At 52.3% G+C, this 15,878-nt stretch carries 19 protein-coding genes and 1 pseudogene; 14 read left to right on the forward strand and 6 right to left on the reverse strand.

The annotated features are described in order from the left end of the window. Positions 1-4 precede the first annotated feature (4 nt). Positions 5-637, reverse strand: coding sequence for a cAMP-activated global transcriptional regulator CRP (crp, locus tag BZK42_RS14020; protein ID WP_000242758.1), 633 nt, complete (start codon positions 635-637; stop codon positions 5-7). 308 nt (positions 638-945) lie between these two features. Here crp and BZK42_RS14025 point away from each other — a divergent pair, with 308 nt between their 5' ends. Beyond that, entirely contained in the window at positions 946-1,353 is a 408-nt protein-coding gene (locus BZK42_RS14025; protein WP_016154773.1) for an OsmC family protein, read from the forward strand. Positions 1,354-1,446: 93 nt separating this feature from the next. Here the strand turns inward: BZK42_RS14025 and BZK42_RS14030 are convergent, their stop codons facing one another. From BZK42_RS14030 to BZK42_RS14045, 4 genes and pseudogenes are all read right to left on the reverse strand, one after another. Then, positions 1,447-2,316 (reverse strand): phosphoribulokinase, encoded by an 870-nt coding sequence (locus BZK42_RS14030; RefSeq protein ID WP_003827751.1) that lies wholly within the window; start codon positions 2,314-2,316, stop codon positions 1,447-1,449. Between the two features lie 53 nt (positions 2,317-2,369). Then, a complete protein-coding gene (locus tag BZK42_RS14035) occupies positions 2,370-2,588 on the reverse strand; it encodes a YheU family protein (protein WP_003023615.1) in 219 nt (72 codons plus the stop codon). Then, a pseudogene (locus BZK42_RS14040) lies at positions 2,585-3,653 on the reverse strand (hydrolase). The gene BZK42_RS14035 and the pseudogene BZK42_RS14040 overlap by 4 nt, the downstream one beginning before the upstream one ends. A gap of 104 nt (positions 3,654-3,757) precedes the next feature. Beyond that, complete coding sequence (locus tag BZK42_RS14045) at positions 3,758-5,659, reverse strand: ABC transporter ATP-binding protein (protein WP_053388946.1); 1,902 nt, start codon at positions 5,657-5,659, stop codon at positions 3,758-3,760. Positions 5,660-5,791: 132 nt separating this feature from the next. On the opposite strand from BZK42_RS14045, the gene kefG reads away from it, so the two are divergent. From kefG to slyD, 4 genes are all read left to right on the forward strand, one after another. Beyond that, positions 5,792-6,343, forward strand: coding sequence for a glutathione-regulated potassium-efflux system ancillary protein KefG (kefG, locus tag BZK42_RS14055; RefSeq protein WP_003023629.1), 552 nt, complete (start codon positions 5,792-5,794; stop codon positions 6,341-6,343). Then, positions 6,343-8,148: a glutathione-regulated potassium-efflux system protein KefB gene (gene kefB / locus BZK42_RS14060; RefSeq protein ID WP_047358154.1), complete on the forward strand. Its 1,806-nt coding sequence runs from the start codon at positions 6,343-6,345 to the stop codon at positions 8,146-8,148. The genes kefG and kefB overlap by 1 nt, the downstream gene beginning before the upstream one ends. A gap of 8 nt (positions 8,149-8,156) precedes the next feature. Continuing rightward, positions 8,157-8,357, forward strand: a complete 201-nt coding sequence (locus BZK42_RS14065) for a YheV family putative zinc ribbon protein (RefSeq protein WP_080859345.1) — start codon at positions 8,157-8,159, stop codon at positions 8,355-8,357. A gap of 94 nt (positions 8,358-8,451) precedes the next feature. Further along, positions 8,452-9,057 (forward strand): peptidylprolyl isomerase, encoded by a 606-nt coding sequence (gene slyD / locus BZK42_RS14070; protein ID WP_003023634.1) that lies wholly within the window; start codon positions 8,452-8,454, stop codon positions 9,055-9,057. A 49-nt stretch (positions 9,058-9,106) separates the two neighbouring features. Here the strand turns inward: slyD and BZK42_RS14075 are convergent, their stop codons facing one another. After that, a complete protein-coding gene (locus BZK42_RS14075; protein WP_003023639.1) occupies positions 9,107-9,325 on the reverse strand; it encodes a protein SlyX in 219 nt (72 codons plus the stop codon). Positions 9,326-9,557: 232 nt separating this feature from the next. Here BZK42_RS14075 and fkpA point away from each other — a divergent pair, with 232 nt between their 5' ends. From fkpA to BZK42_RS14120, 9 genes are all read left to right on the forward strand, one after another. Continuing rightward, positions 9,558-10,376: an FKBP-type peptidyl-prolyl cis-trans isomerase gene (gene fkpA / locus BZK42_RS14080; protein WP_016154767.1), complete on the forward strand. Its 819-nt coding sequence runs from the start codon at positions 9,558-9,560 to the stop codon at positions 10,374-10,376. Between the two features lie 167 nt (positions 10,377-10,543). Continuing rightward, on the forward strand, positions 10,544-11,266 hold the full coding sequence (locus BZK42_RS14085; protein ID WP_003023643.1) for a helix-turn-helix transcriptional regulator: 723 nt from the start codon (positions 10,544-10,546) through the stop codon (positions 11,264-11,266). Next, positions 11,266-11,652, forward strand: a complete 387-nt coding sequence (gene tusD / locus BZK42_RS14090; RefSeq protein WP_016154766.1) for a sulfurtransferase complex subunit TusD — start codon at positions 11,266-11,268, stop codon at positions 11,650-11,652. The genes BZK42_RS14085 and tusD overlap by 1 nt, the downstream gene beginning before the upstream one ends. After that, a complete protein-coding gene (gene tusC, locus BZK42_RS14095; RefSeq protein WP_049041316.1) occupies positions 11,652-12,011 on the forward strand; it encodes a sulfurtransferase complex subunit TusC in 360 nt (119 codons plus the stop codon). The genes tusD and tusC overlap by 1 nt, the downstream gene beginning before the upstream one ends. 7 nt (positions 12,012-12,018) lie before the next feature. After that, entirely contained in the window at positions 12,019-12,306 is a 288-nt protein-coding gene (gene tusB / locus BZK42_RS14100; RefSeq protein WP_016157620.1) for a sulfurtransferase complex subunit TusB, read from the forward strand. A 125-nt stretch (positions 12,307-12,431) separates the two neighbouring features. Beyond that, the gene (rpsL, locus tag BZK42_RS14105; RefSeq protein WP_003023654.1) at positions 12,432-12,806 is read left to right on the forward strand and encodes a 30S ribosomal protein S12; all 375 of its coding nucleotides are present in this window, start codon (positions 12,432-12,434) and stop codon (positions 12,804-12,806) included. 95 nt (positions 12,807-12,901) lie between these two features. Then, positions 12,902-13,372, forward strand: a complete 471-nt coding sequence (rpsG, locus tag BZK42_RS14110; protein ID WP_016154763.1) for a 30S ribosomal protein S7 — start codon at positions 12,902-12,904, stop codon at positions 13,370-13,372. A gap of 96 nt (positions 13,373-13,468) precedes the next feature. Further along, positions 13,469-15,583: an elongation factor G gene (gene fusA / locus BZK42_RS14115; protein WP_016154762.1), complete on the forward strand. Its 2,115-nt coding sequence runs from the start codon at positions 13,469-13,471 to the stop codon at positions 15,581-15,583. Positions 15,584-15,652: 69 nt separating this feature from the next. Beyond that, positions 15,653-15,878 (forward strand): GTP-binding protein (locus tag BZK42_RS14120; RefSeq protein WP_001403315.1); only part of this gene is annotated, 226 nt, incomplete at its 3' end.

Genomic DNA, 15,878 nt, shown 5'->3' on the forward strand with positions numbered 1-15,878 from the left:
GGGGTTAACGGGTGCCGTAGACGACGATGGTCTTACCGTGTGCGGAGATCAGGTTCTGATCTTCCAGCATCTTCAGAATACGACCAACGGTCTCACGGGAGCAGCCAACGATCTGGCCGATTTCCTGACGGGTGATTTTAATCTGCATGCCGTCCGGGTGGGTCATCGCATCAGGCTGTTTCGCCAGATTCAGCAGAGTCTGCGCGATACGACCCGTTACGTCGAGGAAGGCAAGGTTGCCGACTTTTTCAGACGTGACCTGCAGGCGACGAGCCATCTGTGAAGACAGGCGCATCAGAATATCCGGGTTGACCTGGATTAATTGGCGAAATTTTTTGTATGAAATTTCAGCGACTTCACATGCGGTTTTGGCACGTACCCAGGCGCTACGTTCCTGACCTTCTTCGAAGAGGCCTAATTCACCAATAAAATCGCCCTGATTCAGATAAGAAAGGATCATTTCTTTCCCTTCTTCATCTTTGATCAGCACTGCCACTGAGCCTTTAACGATGTAATACAACGTTTCCGCTTTTTCACCCTGGTGAATCAGCGTGCTCTTCGATGGGTACTTATGAATATGGCAATGAGACAAGAACCATTCGAGAGTCGGGTCTGTTTGCGGTTTGCCAAGCACCATGCGCGGTTATCCTCTGTTATAAGCTGTCTCCAGAGCCAGAAAACGACGCTGCCTCTGGGTTTGCAAAAATATGCTTCCCGCTACCTGGGAAAGGGGCTGTCAAAAATTAACTGCAGCCTGTAATGTGATGTCCTCTGCATACATGCAGTACGTCAATGTATTACTGTAGCATCCTGACTGTTTTAGCATAGCTTTCGCCGTGTGTCTCCTGGTGTCTCGCTTCAGCATGACGCAGGTCGCCTTCCGTTGCGAGAATTGTTATGTACGCGTAATCTGTCAGGAAAATTGAAACATTGGAGTTACGAAATATGCAAGCGCGTGTAAAGTGGGTTGAGGGGTTAACCTTCCTCGGTGAGTCCGCCTCTGGTCACCAAATTTTGATGGACGGTAACTCCGGTGATAAAGCGCCGAGCCCGATGGAAATGGTATTAATGGCTGCGGGCGGTTGCAGCGCAATTGATGTGGTTTCGATCCTGCAAAAAGGTCGTCAGGATGTGACCAACTGCGAAGTGAAACTGACCTCAGAGCGTCGTGATGAAGCGCCGCGCCTGTTTACCCACATTAACCTGCATTTCATCGTAACGGGTAACGATCTGAAAGATGCGTCCGTTTCGCGCGCAGTCGATCTCTCTGCGGAAAAATATTGCTCTGTGGCGCTGATGCTGGAAAAGGCGGTGAACATTACCCACTCCTATGAAGTGGTTGCTGCTTCGTGATGTCATGCCTGATGGCGTTTCACTTATCAGGCCTACAGGATATAAACGCGTAGGCCGGATAAGGCATCAGCCGCCATCCGGCAAAATAACACCCTACTCTATCTTTTTGCCTTCCATCAGTCGCTGGACCAGCGGCAGCATAATCAATTCCATCGCCAGACCCATTTTCCCGCCCGGAACAACCAACGTATTGATATGGGAAATGAATGATCCCTGCAGCATGGCCAGTAGCCACGGGAAGTCGATCCCTTCCAGGTTCCGAAAATGAATCACGACAAAGCTTTCATCCAGTGATGGAATACTTTTGGCGGCAAAGGGGTTGGAGGTATCGACGGTCGGTACGCGCTGGAAGTTAATATGCGTACGGGAAAACTGCGGCGTAATGTAATTGATGTAATCGTCCATTGAGCGCACCACCGAGTCCATCACCGCTTCGCGCGAGTGTCCCCGCTCGCTGGTATCGCGGGTCAGCTTCTGAATCCATTCCAGGTTCACGATCGGCACTACGCCAACCAGCAGATCGACATGCCGGGCCACGTTTTGCTGTGGGGTTACGACGCCGCCGTGCAGTCCTTCATAGAACAGGACATCCGTCGGTTCAGGCAGCGGCTGCCAGGGCGTAAATGTACCCGGAACCTGATTCCACGGTACGGCCTCATCGTAGGTGTGCAGATATTTTCGCGACTGACCTTTGCCCGTCTGGCCGTATTCGATGAAGGTTTGCTCCAGCAGACCGAAGTCATTAGCTTCGGGGCCGAAATAGCTGATATGCCGCCCGGCATCGCGCGCTTTGCGAATCGCCATGTCCATTTCCGGACGGGTATAACGATGAAAACTGTCACCTTCCACCTCGGCGGCGCGCAAATTTAACTGCGCGAAAATTTTACGAAACGCGAGGCTGGTGGTGGTGGTCCCCGCGCCGCTGGACCCTGTTACCGCAATCACCGGATGTTTGGCAGACATAACAACTCCATGAATAGGTTGAATTTTTATTATAGTCGGCCGTCGGCTACGGATTACTCGTGAATCTGCTTCCTCGGCATAATGTTGACCGTTTCATGCAGTTCGGACCATACCAGCACGGCTTCACCAGATTGTAGTTGGCGTTTGACGTCGGCGACTTTTTGTTCGAGCGAGCGTTCATGTTCACCATAATCGGTGCCTTCGCGCAAGACAAAGCTTTCAATCAGATTGTCCAGCGCGTCCGGGGAGATATCTTGCCAGGGGATGATCATGATGATGCCTCCAGATACGTTGTCAGCCAGTCCGGGATTCTGGATTCCAGCCACATCTCAGGACGGCGCACCGTGCCGCCAATGAATCCGACGTGGCCGCCGTGTTCCGTCAGTTGATACTCTACCTGTGAGGGCAGATTTTCCGGTTTAGGGATCACGTGATGATCCATAAACGGATCGTCTTTGGCATGGATAATCAGCGTGGGTTTGGCGATCTGGTTGAGCAACGGCATAGCGCTACACTGACGGTAATAGTCTATAGCATCGGCGAAACCATGGATTTTAGCGGTGATCAAATCGTCAAAATCGCGAATGCGACGCAGAGATTTCAACTGGCCCAGACTCACCGGCAGCGAGCCTGGATATGCCTCTAGCTTGCGCGAGGCATTGGCTTTCAACAGGTTTAGCAGGTAGCGCTGATAGACCCGGGAGAATCCCTTGTCCATATGGTAACTACAGGCTTCCAGCACGAAAGGCGCGGAAACGATAACCGCGGCATCAATTGGAATCTCAGTACCTTCTTTTGCCAGCAGGCAGGCCAGCATGTTTCCACCGAGCGAATAGCCTACCGCCGCGGTCGGCACGCGACCGAACTCACGAGCCAGCCAGTGTAAAAACCAGGTGCCATCTTCTGTCTCACCGGAGTGATAAATACGGTTCAGACGATTGGGTTCGCCGCTGCAGCCGCGAAAATGCATCACAACGCCCAGCCAGCCGCGCTTTTGCGCTGCTTCAATCAGGCCATGTGCGTACGGGCTGTTCAGACTGCCTTCCAGACCGTGAAAAACCACCAGGCGCGGTTTGTGTTTCGCCTGTTGCGGATCTTCACTCCATGCCAGATCGACAAAATCACCGTCGGGCAATTCCAGACGCTGCCAGTGGGCGTCGAATTTCACCTTGCGGCGAATTAAACGCGGTAGCATCGTCTGCAGATGGCGGTTACTGATACCGCGCATCGGACGGAATTCTCGAGAATCGTCGGTAGGTGGAGTTATTTCTGTGGACGTGATTTCAACCATAACACCAGAGCAATTAATAATCGGAAAGAATAACTATACCGCGCACAGCGCGTGCGGGTTAGCCAATATGTGATTTTGTCGCGAGTCAGTCAGCAGGCAATCATCGGCTATAGTGCCGGATGGCGGCTTCGCCTTATCCGGCACTCATGATTACTCGGCCAGCATCTGCTCAAGCTGTTCCTGAGCCTCCAGCCAGGCCATCTCGCACTCTTCCAGTCCGGATTTCGCACTGGCCTGCTGCTGCAAGCATGCTGTGAGTTCGGCTTTGCGGCTTTGGTCGTACAGTTCGCTATCGCCGAGTTTTTCTTCCGCCTGCGCCAGCTGTGCGTGCAGTTTCTCCATCTCTTTTTCCAGGCGGGAAATCTCTTTACGTAGCGGTTGCGTCAGGGTGCGTAGTTCAGCTTCGCGACGCTTCTGGTCTTTACGTGCCTGGGCGCTGTTAACGCTCTCTTTTACCGGTTCGTCGCTCTGGTTTTCCTGTTTTTGCACATCGCTCAGCCACTGCTGATAATCCTCAAGATCGCCATCAAACGGCTCGACTTTCTTGTCGTGCACCAGATAGAGGTCATCGGTAGTAGAGCGAATCAGGTGACGGTCGTGCGAGACCACAACCAGTGCGCCTTCGAAATCGATCAGCGCTTCGGTCAGCGCCTGACGCATATCCAAATCCAGGTGGTTGGTCGGTTCATCAAGCAGCAGCAGGTTCGGGCGCTGCCAGACGATCAATGCCAGCACCAGACGTGCTTTTTCTCCACCGGAGAAGCGGCGAGTCTCTTCGCTGACTTTATCGCCCTGGAAGCCGAATCCGCCGAGGTAGTCTCGCAGTTTCTGCTCCAGCTCCTGCGGCGCCATGCGTGCCAGGTGCTGTATAGGTGATTCATCGGCGCGTAAAAACTCCAGCTGGTGCTGTGCGAAGTAACCCAGCTTGATGCCTTTTGCCAGGCCAATCTCGCCGCTGATGGGAGCCAGTTCGCCGGCCAGCAGCTTAATCAGCGTAGATTTACCCGCGCCGTTGCGTCCGAGCAGGCCGATGCGAGACCCCGGCACCAGATTCAGTTTGATCGAATCGAGAATGACGCGGTCGCCGTAGCCGGCGCTGACCTTTTCCATCTTTAACAGCGGGTTCGGCAGGCTTTCCGGCTCGCGGAAGCTGAAGTGGAACGGGTTGTCCACGTGCGCAGGGGCAATCAGCTCCATGCGTTCCAGCATTTTGATACGGCTCTGCGCCTGCTTTGCTTTGGTGGCTTTGGCGCGGAAACGATCGATATAGCTTTGCAGATGCGCCACGCGCTCCTGCTGGCTTTCGTACATTGCCTGTTGCTGTGCGAGGCGGGTCGCACGCTGGATTTCAAACGCGCTGTAGTTGCCGGTGTACTCGAACATCGTTTGCTGTTCGATATGAATAATTTTATCCACCACCGGGTCGAGGAAGTCGCGGTCGTGGGAGATCAAAATCAGCGTGCCCTGATAGCTTTTCAGCCATCTTTCCAGCCAGATCACCGCGTCGAGATCGAGGTGGTTGGTCGGTTCATCGAGCAGCAGCAGGTCTGAACGGCAAATCAGCGCCTGAGCCAGGTTGAGACGCATACGCCAGCCACCGGAAAAATCGCTGACGGGACGTTCAAGCTGTTCGTTGGAGAAGCCGAGGCCATGCAGCAGGCTGGCGGCGCGTGAGCGCACAGTCCAGGCGTCGATGGCATCCAGCTTGCCATGGACGGTGGCAATGGCGTGTCCATCGTTACGTTCGTTGGCATCGTTCAACTGTGCTTCCAGTTGACGATACTCGCGGTCGCCGTCAATCACATACTCCAACGCCGGCTGTGGCAACGCAGGCGTTTCCTGATTAACCCACGCGAGCTGCCAGTTTCCCGGATAGGTAAATCCTCCGGCGTCGGCGCTGAGTTCATTTTTCAGCAATGCCAGCAGAGTAGATTTACCGCAGCCATTTTTACCTACCAGGCCAACTTTCTGCCCTGGATTAATGGTGGCCGTGGCATTTTCCAGCAAGACGCGCACGCCGCGACGAATTTGTAACGATGAGAAAACAATCATAAGGCGCCGTATGTTCAGACTATGTTAATTTATCATTATGATAATGTAATGTGTGGGCCATTTGCCGCACCGAGGCGCAATGGTAGCCCAAAACGTCGAAAATAGACAAAAGACAAAACCGGGAGGGGGATGATGTTCCAGCCAGCGAAAGTCTTGCTGCTGTATGCCCATCCGGAATCTCAGGACTCGGTCGCGAACCGGGTGCTGCTTAAACCGGCCATGCAGCTCAGCAATGTTACCGTGCACGACCTGTACGCGCACTATCCTGACTTTTTTATCGACATTCCGCATGAGCAGGCGCTGCTGCGCGAGCATGATGTGATTGTTTTTCAGCATCCGCTCTACACCTATAGCTGCCCGGCGTTGTTAAAGGAGTGGCTTGACCGTGTACTGAGCCGAGGATTTGCCAGCGGCCCCGGGGGGAATCAACTGGCGGGAAAGTACTGGCGGAGCGTTATCACTACCGGCGAGCCGGAAAGCGCCTACCGCTATGACGCGCTAAACCGTTATCCAATGAGCGATGTACTGCGCCCTTTTGAGCTAACGGCCGGTATGTGCCGCATGCACTGGATGAGCCCTATCATTGTCTACTGGGCCAGACGGCAAACGAAGCAGGAGCTGGACAGCCATGCGAAAGCGTATGGTGACTGGCTGGCGAATCCGATCCCTGTGGGAGGCCGCTGATGGAAGGTTCTGATTTATTGACAGCCGGCGTGTTGTTCCTCTTCGCGGCGGTGGCTGCAGTTCCGCTGGCCTCAAAGCTGGGTATCGGTCCGGTGCTGGGTTACTTGCTGGCGGGGATTGCTATCGGCCCATGGGGATTAGGGTTCATCAGCGATGTGGATGAAATCTTACACTTTTCCGAACTGGGCGTAGTTTTTCTGATGTTCATCATTGGGCTGGAACTTAATCCAGCCAAACTGTGGCAATTGCGGCGTTCAATTTTTGGCGTCGGCGCCGCGCAGGTGATGCTAAGCGCGGTCGTGCTGGCAGGGCTACTGATGCTTACAGCGTTCTCCTGGCAGGCAGCAGTGGTTGGCGGCATTGGTCTGGCGATGTCATCGACTGCTATGGCGCTACAGTTGATGCGCGAAAAGGGCATGAATCGCAGTGAATCCGGACAGCTGGGCTTTTCGGTGTTGCTGTTTCAGGATCTGGCGGTGATCCCCGCGTTGGCGCTGGTTCCGCTGCTGGCGGGGTCTGCTGACGAACATTTTGACTGGATCAAAGTGGGGATGAAGGTGCTGGCCTTTGCCGGCATGCTGATTGGTGGGCGCTATTTGCTGCGTCCGGTTTTCCGCTTTATTGCGGATTCTGGCGTGCGGGAAGTGTTCACCGCCGCCACGCTGCTGTTAGTGCTGGGTTCTGCTTTATTTATGGATGCGCTGGGTCTGTCGATGGCGCTGGGGACCTTTATCGCGGGCGTTCTGCTGGCGGAAAGCGAATACCGACATGAGCTGGAAACGGCAATCGATCCGTTTAAAGGCCTGTTGCTTGGCCTGTTTTTTATCTCCGTAGGTATGTCGCTTAACCTTGGCGTGCTCTATACCCATATTTTGTGGGTGGCGGCGAGCGTGATGGTGCTGGTGGTCGTAAAAATGCTGGTGCTGTATGTACTGGCGCGTCTTAACGGCATGAGAAGCTCAGAACGGATGCAGTTTGCCGGGGTTTTAAGCCAGGGCGGTGAATTCGCTTTCGTGCTGTTTTCAACGGCCTCTTCCCAACGGCTGTTTCAGGGTGACCAAATGGCGCTGTTGTTGGTGACCGTCACGCTGTCGATGATGACCACGCCGCTGGTGATGAAGTTGATTGATAAATGGCTCTCCCGCCAGTTTAACGGCACGGATGAAGAAGATGAAAAACCCTGGGTGGAAGATGATAAACCGCAGGTGATTGTGGTGGGTTTTGGGCGCTTTGGTCAGGTTATTGGTCGTCTGTTGATGGCCAATAAAATGCGTATTACCGTCCTGGAAAGAGATATCAGCGCAGTGAATTTAATGCGCAAATATGGCTATAAGGTCTATTACGGTGATGCCACGCAGGTGGATCTGTTGCGTTCCGCGGGTGCAGAAGCCGCACAGTCTATTGTTATTACCTGTAATGAACCTGAAGACACTATGAAGCTGGTGGCGCTGTGCCAACAGTATTTTCCGCATTTGCATATTCTTGCGCGTGCGCGCGGACGTGTAGAGGCGCATGAGTTATTACAGGCTGGTGTGACGCAGTTTTCCCGCGAAACATTTTCCAGTGCGCTGGAGTTGGGGCGAAAAACGCTGGTTACGCTAGGGATGCATCCGCACCAGGCTCAGCGCGCTCAGCTGCATTTTCGGCGGCTGGATATGCGCATGTTGCGGGAACTGATCCCCATGCACACGGATACGGTACAAATCTCCCGAGCCAGGGAAGCCCGGCGCGAGCTTGAGGAGATTTTCCAACGAGAGATGCAGCAAGAGCGACGTCAACTGGATGGCTGGGATGAATTTGAGTAGAGGTAACCATGGCAATTCGTAAACGTTTTATCGCAGGCGCAAAATGTCCGTCCTGCCAGGCGCAGGATACGCTGGCGATGTGGCGCGAAAATAATATCGATATTGTTGAGTGTGTTAAGTGCGGTTATCAGATGCGGGAAGCGGATAAAGAGGCGCGCGAGCACGTTCGCAAAGAAGAGCAAGTGATCGGGATTTTTCATCCGGACTAGCGATATGGCGCAGCTTTTTTTAAGCTAGAGGGTACACGGGTGCAGAATTCCGCTACAATCTGCGCCACTATTCTTTCCATGCTCAGGAGATATCATGAAAGTAGCAAAGGACCTGGTGGTCAGCCTGGCCTATCAGGTACGTACAGAAGACGGTGTGTTGGTTGATGAGTCTCCGGTGAGTGCACCGCTGGACTACCTGCATGGTCACGGTTCCCTGATTTCTGGCCTGGAAACAGCGCTGGACGGTCATGAAGTTGGCGACAAATTCGATGTTGCTGTTGGCGCAAACGACGCATACGGTCAATACGACGAAAACCTGGTGCAGCGCGTTCCTAAAGACGTCTTCATGGGCGTTGATGAACTGCAGGTTGGCATGCGTTTCCTGGCTGAAACTGACCAGGGTCCAGTACCAGTAGAAATTACCGAAGTAGAAGACGACCACGTTGTGGTTGACGGTAACCACATGCTGGCTGGCCAGAATCTGAAATTCAACGTAGAAGTTGTCGCTATCCGCGAAGCGACCGAAGAAGAGCTGGCTCACGGCCACGTTCACGGTGCGCACGGTCACGACCACGATCATGACCACGGTCATGACGGTTGCTGCGGTGGTCACGGTCACGACCATGGTCACGAGCACGGTGGCGAAGGCTGCTGCGGCGGTGGCGGTAAAGGTAACGGCGGCGGTTGCGGTTGCCACTAATCAGTATATGGCATAAAAAAAAGCGGGAATATCCCGCTTTTTTTATGTCTCAATAATGTGGCGGCGGGGTCTCTTCAGACTGCGACGCGATGTGGGACGGCTGCGTTGCCTTGAGCTTCTCCGTCAATAAACGCAGATGGTCGCGGAGTTTTGCCATTTCCAGTTCATGCGCGGTCACCGTCACGTTGAGCTCTTCAATGGTTATCTCCTGAAATGCCAGGCGACTTTCCAGTTCAGCCAGGCGAGTTTCCATTGTTGTATCCTGCATGATTCACCTCTTTCTTTTTTCTCCGGCAGATCGCGGACTGCGGCGAATTCTACTTAACTTTGCCTGTTTGCACAGCACTCAATCTTCGGTCACGAAACTAATTTAAACAAAAAGAGTCTGAAAAGTGGTGATAATAGGGCGTGCCCGTATGTTGATTTGTTCTGCAACGCTTTATAGTACATTTTTATGTTAGCTAACCTTGGGGTGAGATGCCCCGGCCCTGGAGATATGGATGAAATCACTGTTTAAAGTAACGCTGCTGGCGACCACAATGGCTGTTGCTCTGCATGCCCCGATCACCTTCGCTGCTGACGCTGCGAAACCAGCCGCTACTGCTGACAGCAAAGCAGCATTCAAGAATGACGACCAAAAAGCCGCTTACGCGCTGGGCGCGTCCCTGGGTCGTTATATGGAAAACTCTCTGAAAGAGCAGGAAAAACTGGGCATCAAACTGGATAAAGATCAGCTGATCGCTGGCGTTCAGGATGCGTTTGCAGACAAGAGCAAACTGTCTGACCAGGAAATCGAACAAACTCTGCAGGCGTTTGAAGCACGCGTGAAGAGCTCCGCTCAGGCGAAAATGGAAAAAGACGCGGCTGACAATGAAGCCAAAGGTAAAGTTTACCGCGAGAAATTTGCTAAAGAGAAGGGCGTTAAAACCTCTTCTACTGGCCTGGTCTATAAAGTAGAGAAAGAAGGTACCGGCGCTGCACCGAAAGATAGCGATACCGTGGTAGTCAACTACAAAGGTACGCTGATTGATGGTAAAGAGTTTGATAACTCTTATACCCGCGGTGAGCCGCTCTCTTTCCGTCTTGACGGTGTTATCCCTGGCTGGACCGAAGGCCTGAAAAACATCAAGAAAGGCGGCAAAATCCAGCTGGTTATCCCGCCGGATCTGGCTTACGGCAAAACCGGCGTACCGGGCATTCCGGCTAACTCTACGCTGGTCTTTGATGTTGAACTGTTAGACATCAAACCGGCACCGAAAGCCGATGCGCAGCCAGATGCTGCACCGGCAGCTAAAGCTGCGGACAGCAGCAAAAAGTAAGTAACCAGATACCGCCGCCCACAGGGCGGCGGTTTTTTATTATCGACAGGATATAATTAATACTGGAAAGCGCCTTGTGCGCTGTATTACTTTAGATGCCCCTATAATAGTGATGAGCCTGCCCTGACAACATAACGACAGGCTCCTGAAAAGGAGTGCTTTTTTTCATGTCCAGGTCGCTTTTAACCAACGAAACCAGTGAGCTAGATTTACTGGATCAACGTCCTTTCGATCAAACCGATTTCGATATCCTCAAATCCTACGAAGCGGTTGTGGACGGGTTGGCGATGCTCATTGGTTCCCATTGTGAAATCGTATTGCACTCTTTGCAGGATTTGAAATGCTCGGCCATCCGCATTGCTAACGGTGAACACACGGGCCGCAAAATTGGCTCGCCGATTACTGACCTTGCGTTGCGTATGCTGCATGATATGACGGGTGCGGATAGCAGCGTGTCGAAGTGTTACTTCACACGTGCGAAAAGCGGTGTCTTGATGAAGTCGGTGACGATTGCCATTCGCAACCGTGAGCATCGCGTGATTGGTCTGCTGTGCATCAACATGAACCTTGATGTTCCATTCTCGCAGATAATGAATACCTTTATCCCACCGGAAACCCCGGAAGTGGGTTCTGCCGTTAACTTCGCTTCTTCGGTGGAAGACCTGGTTACCCAAACGTTGGAATTCACGATTGAAGAAGTGAATGCCGATCGTAATGTTTCCAACAATGCCAAGAATCGCCAGATTGTCCTGAATCTGTATGAGAAAGGTATCTTCGATATTAAAGATGCCATTAACCAGGTCGCCGATCGGCTGAACATCTCCAAGCACACGGTTTACCTCTATATTCGTCAGTTCAAAAGCGGCGATTTCCAGGGGCAAGACAAGTAATGCGTTTTGCCATTATGGTGACGGGGCCAGCTTATGGCACGCAGCAGGCGAGCAGCGCGTTGCAATTTGCTCATGCGTTACTCAAAGAAGGGCATGAGCTCTGCAGCGTCTTTTTCTATCGTGAAGGTGTGTATAACGCCAACTTCCTGACTTCACCTGCCAGTGATGAATATGATCTGGTGCGGGCCTGGCAACAGCTGAACCAGCAGCATGGCGTGACGCTGAATATCTGCGTAGCTGCGGCGTTGCGTCGCGGCGTCGTTGATGAAACAGAAGCGAAGCGACTGGGACTGGCAGGGGCTAATTTACAATCAGGTTTTAACCTCAGCGGGCTGGGTTCGCTGGCTGAGGCATCCCTGACCTGCGATCGCGTGGTGCAGTTTTAATGAAACGTGTTGCTTTTGTCTTTTCTACCGTGCCGCATGGCAGTTCGTCTGGCCGCGAAGGGTTAGATGCCTTACTGGCGACATCGGCATTAACGGAAGACCTCGGCGTATTCTTTATCGGCGATGGCGTTTTTCAAATCCTCCAGGGACAACAACCGGATGTCGTGCTGGCTCGCGACTATATCGCAACCTTCAAGCTGTTAGGGTTGTACGATATCGATCAATGTTGGCTTTGTGCCGCCTCATTACGCGAGCGGGGCCTCCAGCAGGGGGTTAATTTTGTGGTCGATGCGACAGCGTTAGAACCGGAAGATTTACGCCGTGAGCTAGGCAACTATGACGTCATTTTAAGGTTTTGAGATACTCATGCTGCACACATTACATCGTTCCGCGTGGCTTACCGATTTCTCCTCTCTTCTTCGCCTGATTGATAAAGACGATGAACTTTTATTGCTTCAGGATGGCGTGACCGCGGCAATAGAAGGAAGCCGTTTCCTTGAAAGTCTGCAAAATGCCTCCATTAAGGTCTATGTACTGGAAGAAGACATTAAAGCTCGCGGCTTAGGTGGTCAAATTTCAGACAGTGTCGTCAGGGTTAGCTATACTGACTTCGTCAGACTTACGGTGAAGCATCCCAGCCAGATGTCCTGGTAATTGTGGGATCGTTGTATATTTCTTGACACCTTTTCGACACCGACCTAAAATTCTGCGTCCTCATATTGTATGAGGTCGTTTTATTACGTGTTTACGAAGCGAAAGCTACAACCAGGAGCTATTTAATGGCAACAGTTAACCAGCTGGTACGCAAACCACGCGCACGCAAAGTTGCAAAGAGCAACGTGCCTGCACTGGAAGCATGCCCGCAGAAACGTGGCGTATGTACTCGTGTATATACTACCACTCCTAAAAAACCAAACTCCGCACTGCGTAAAGTATGCCGTGTGCGTTTGACTAACGGTTTTGAAGTGACTTCCTACATCGGTGGTGAAGGTCACAACCTGCAGGAGCACTCCGTGATCCTGATCCGTGGCGGTCGTGTAAAAGACCTCCCGGGTGTTCGTTACCACACCGTTCGCGGTGCGCTTGACTGCTCCGGCGTTAAAGACCGTAAGCAATCACGCTCCAAGTATGGCGTGAAACGTCCTAAGGCTTAATGGTTCTCCGTTAAGTAAGGCCAAACGTTTTATATTAATGTCAAACTAAACTCGTAGAGTTTTGGACAATCCTGAATTAACAACGGAGTATTCCCATGCCACGTCGTCGCGTCATTGGTCAGCGTAAAATTCTGCCGGATCCTAAGTTCGGATCAGAGCTGCTGGCTAAATTTGTAAATATCCTGATGGTAGATGGTAAAAAATCTACTGCAGAAACCATCGTATACAGCGCGCTGGAGACCCTGGCTCAGCGTTCTGGTAAAGATGGCCTGGAAGCTTTTGAAGTAGCCCTTGAAAACGTGCGTCCGACTGTCGAAGTTAAGTCTCGCCGCGTTGGTGGTTCTACTTATCAGGTTCCAGTTGAAGTCCGTCCGGTTCGCCGTAATGCCCTGGCAATGCGTTGGATCGTTGAAGCTGCTCGTAAACGCGGTGATAAATCCATGGCTCTGCGCCTGGCGAACGAACTTTCTGATGCTGCAGAAAACAAAGGTACTGCAGTTAAGAAACGTGAAGACGTTCACCGTATGGCAGAAGCCAACAAGGCGTTCGCACACTACCGTTGGTAATCCCTTCGGAGTTTTAGTCACCAGGCGGGCGCTTCTAGTAAGCAGCCCGCTTTGGGCTACTTAAATTGAACGCCTAAAAGATAAACGAGGAATCAAATGGCTCGTACAACACCCATCGCGCGCTACCGTAACATCGGTATCAGTGCGCACATCGACGCCGGTAAAACCACTACTACCGAACGTATTCTGTTCTACACCGGTGTAAACCATAAAATCGGTGAAGTTCATGACGGCGCAGCCACCATGGACTGGATGGAACAGGAGCAGGAGCGTGGTATTACTATCACCTCCGCAGCGACTACTGCATTCTGGTCTGGTATGGCTAAGCAGTATGAACCGCATCGCGTAAACATCATCGACACCCCGGGGCACGTTGACTTCACTATCGAAGTAGAACGTTCCATGCGTGTGCTTGATGGTGCAGTAATGGTTTACTGCGCAGTTGGTGGTGTTCAGCCTCAGTCTGAAACCGTATGGCGTCAGGCAAACAAATATAAAGTTCCACGCATTGCGTTCGTTAACAAAATGGACCGTATGGGTGCGAACTTCCTGAAAGTTGTTGGTCAGATCAAAACCCGTCTGGGCGCGAACCCTGTTCCGCTGCAGTTGGCGATTGGCGCTGAAGAAGCGTTCACCGGTGTTGTTGACCTGGTGAAAATGAAAGCCATCAACTGGAACGAAGAAGATGCAGGCGTAACCTTCACTTATGAAGATATCCCGGCTGACATGCAGGAACTGGCTGAAGAATGGCACCAGAACCTGATCGAGTCCGCTGCGGAAGCTTCAGAAGAGCTGATGGAGAAATACCTGGGTGGTGAAGAACTGACTGAAGAAGAGATCAAAAAAGCTCTGCGTCAGCGCGTTCTGAACAACGAAATCATCCTGGTAACCTGTGGTTCTGCGTTCAAGAACAAAGGTGTTCAGGCGATGCTGGATGCGGTAATTGATTACCTGCCATCCCCAGTCGACGTACCTGCGATCAACGGTATTCTGGACGACGGTAAAGATACTCCGGCTGAGCGTCATGCTAGCGATGAAGAGCCGTTTGCTGCTCTGGCATTCAAAATCGCTACCGACCCGTTCGTGGGTAACCTGACCTTCTTCCGCGTGTACTCTGGTGTGGTTAACTCCGGTGACACCATCCTGAACTCAGTGAAAACTGCACGCGAGCGTTTTGGCCGTATCGTACAGATGCACGCTAACAAACGTGAAGAGATCAAAGAAGTTCGCGCGGGCGATATCGCTGCTGCTATCGGTCTGAAAGACGTGACCACTGGTGACACTCTGTGTGACCCGGATCACCCGATCATTCTGGAGCGTATGGAATTCCCTGAGCCGGTAATCTCCATCGCGGTAGAACCGAAAACCAAAGCTGACCAGGAAAAAATGGGTCTGGCTCTGGGCCGTCTGGCTAAAGAAGACCCGTCATTCCGCGTTTGGACTGACGAAGAATCTAACCAGACCATTATCGCCGGTATGGGTGAGCTGCACCTCGACATCATCGTTGACCGTATGAAGCGTGAATTCAACGTTGAAGCGAACGTCGGTAAACCTCAGGTTGCTTACCGTGAAGCGATTCGCGCGAAAGTTACCGATATCGAAGGTAAACACGCTAAGCAGTCTGGTGGTCGCGGTCAGTACGGTCATGTTGTTATCGACATGTACCCGCTGGAGCCGGGTTCAAACCCGAAAGGCTACGAGTTCATCAACGACATCAAAGGTGGTGTAATTCCTGGCGAATACATCCCGGCCGTTGATAAAGGCATCCAGGAACAGCTGAAATCTGGCCCGCTGGCTGGTTACCCGGTTGTTGATCTGGGCGTGCGTCTGCACTTCGGTTCTTACCATGACGTTGACTCCTCTGAGCTGGCGTTTAAACTGGCCGCTTCTATCGCCTTCAAAGATGGCTTTAAGAAAGCGAAACCAGTTCTGCTTGAGCCTATCATGAAGGTTGAAGTAGAGACTCCGGAAGAGAACACCGGTGACGTAATCGGTGACTTGAGCCGCCGTCGTGGTATGCTTCGTGGTCAGGAATCCAACGTCACTGGCGTTGTTATCCATGCTGAAGTTCCGCTGTCTGAAATGTTCGGATATGCAACCCAGCTGCGTTCTCTGACCAAAGGCCGTGCTTCTTACTCCATGGAGTTCCTGAAGTACGACGATGCGCCGAACAACGTTGCTCAGGCCGTTATTGAAGCCCGTGGTAAATAAGCCACAGGATTAAAACCTAAGTCCCGTGCTCTCTCCCCAGGGGAGAGCACTATAGTAAGGAATATAGCCGTGTCTAAAGAAAAATTTGAACGTACAAAACCGCACGTTAACGTCGGCACCATCGGCCACGTTGACCACGGTAAAACTACCCTGACCGCTGCAATCACCACCGTACTGGCTAAAACCTACGGCGGTGCTGCTCGTGCATTCGACCAGATCGATAACGCGCCGGAAGAAAAAGCTCGTGGTATCACCATCAACACTTCTCACGTTGAATATGACACCCCGACTCGCC

Source organism: Citrobacter braakii, from assembly GCF_002075345.1.
Lineage (GTDB): Bacteria > Pseudomonadota > Gammaproteobacteria > Enterobacterales > Enterobacteriaceae > Citrobacter > Citrobacter braakii.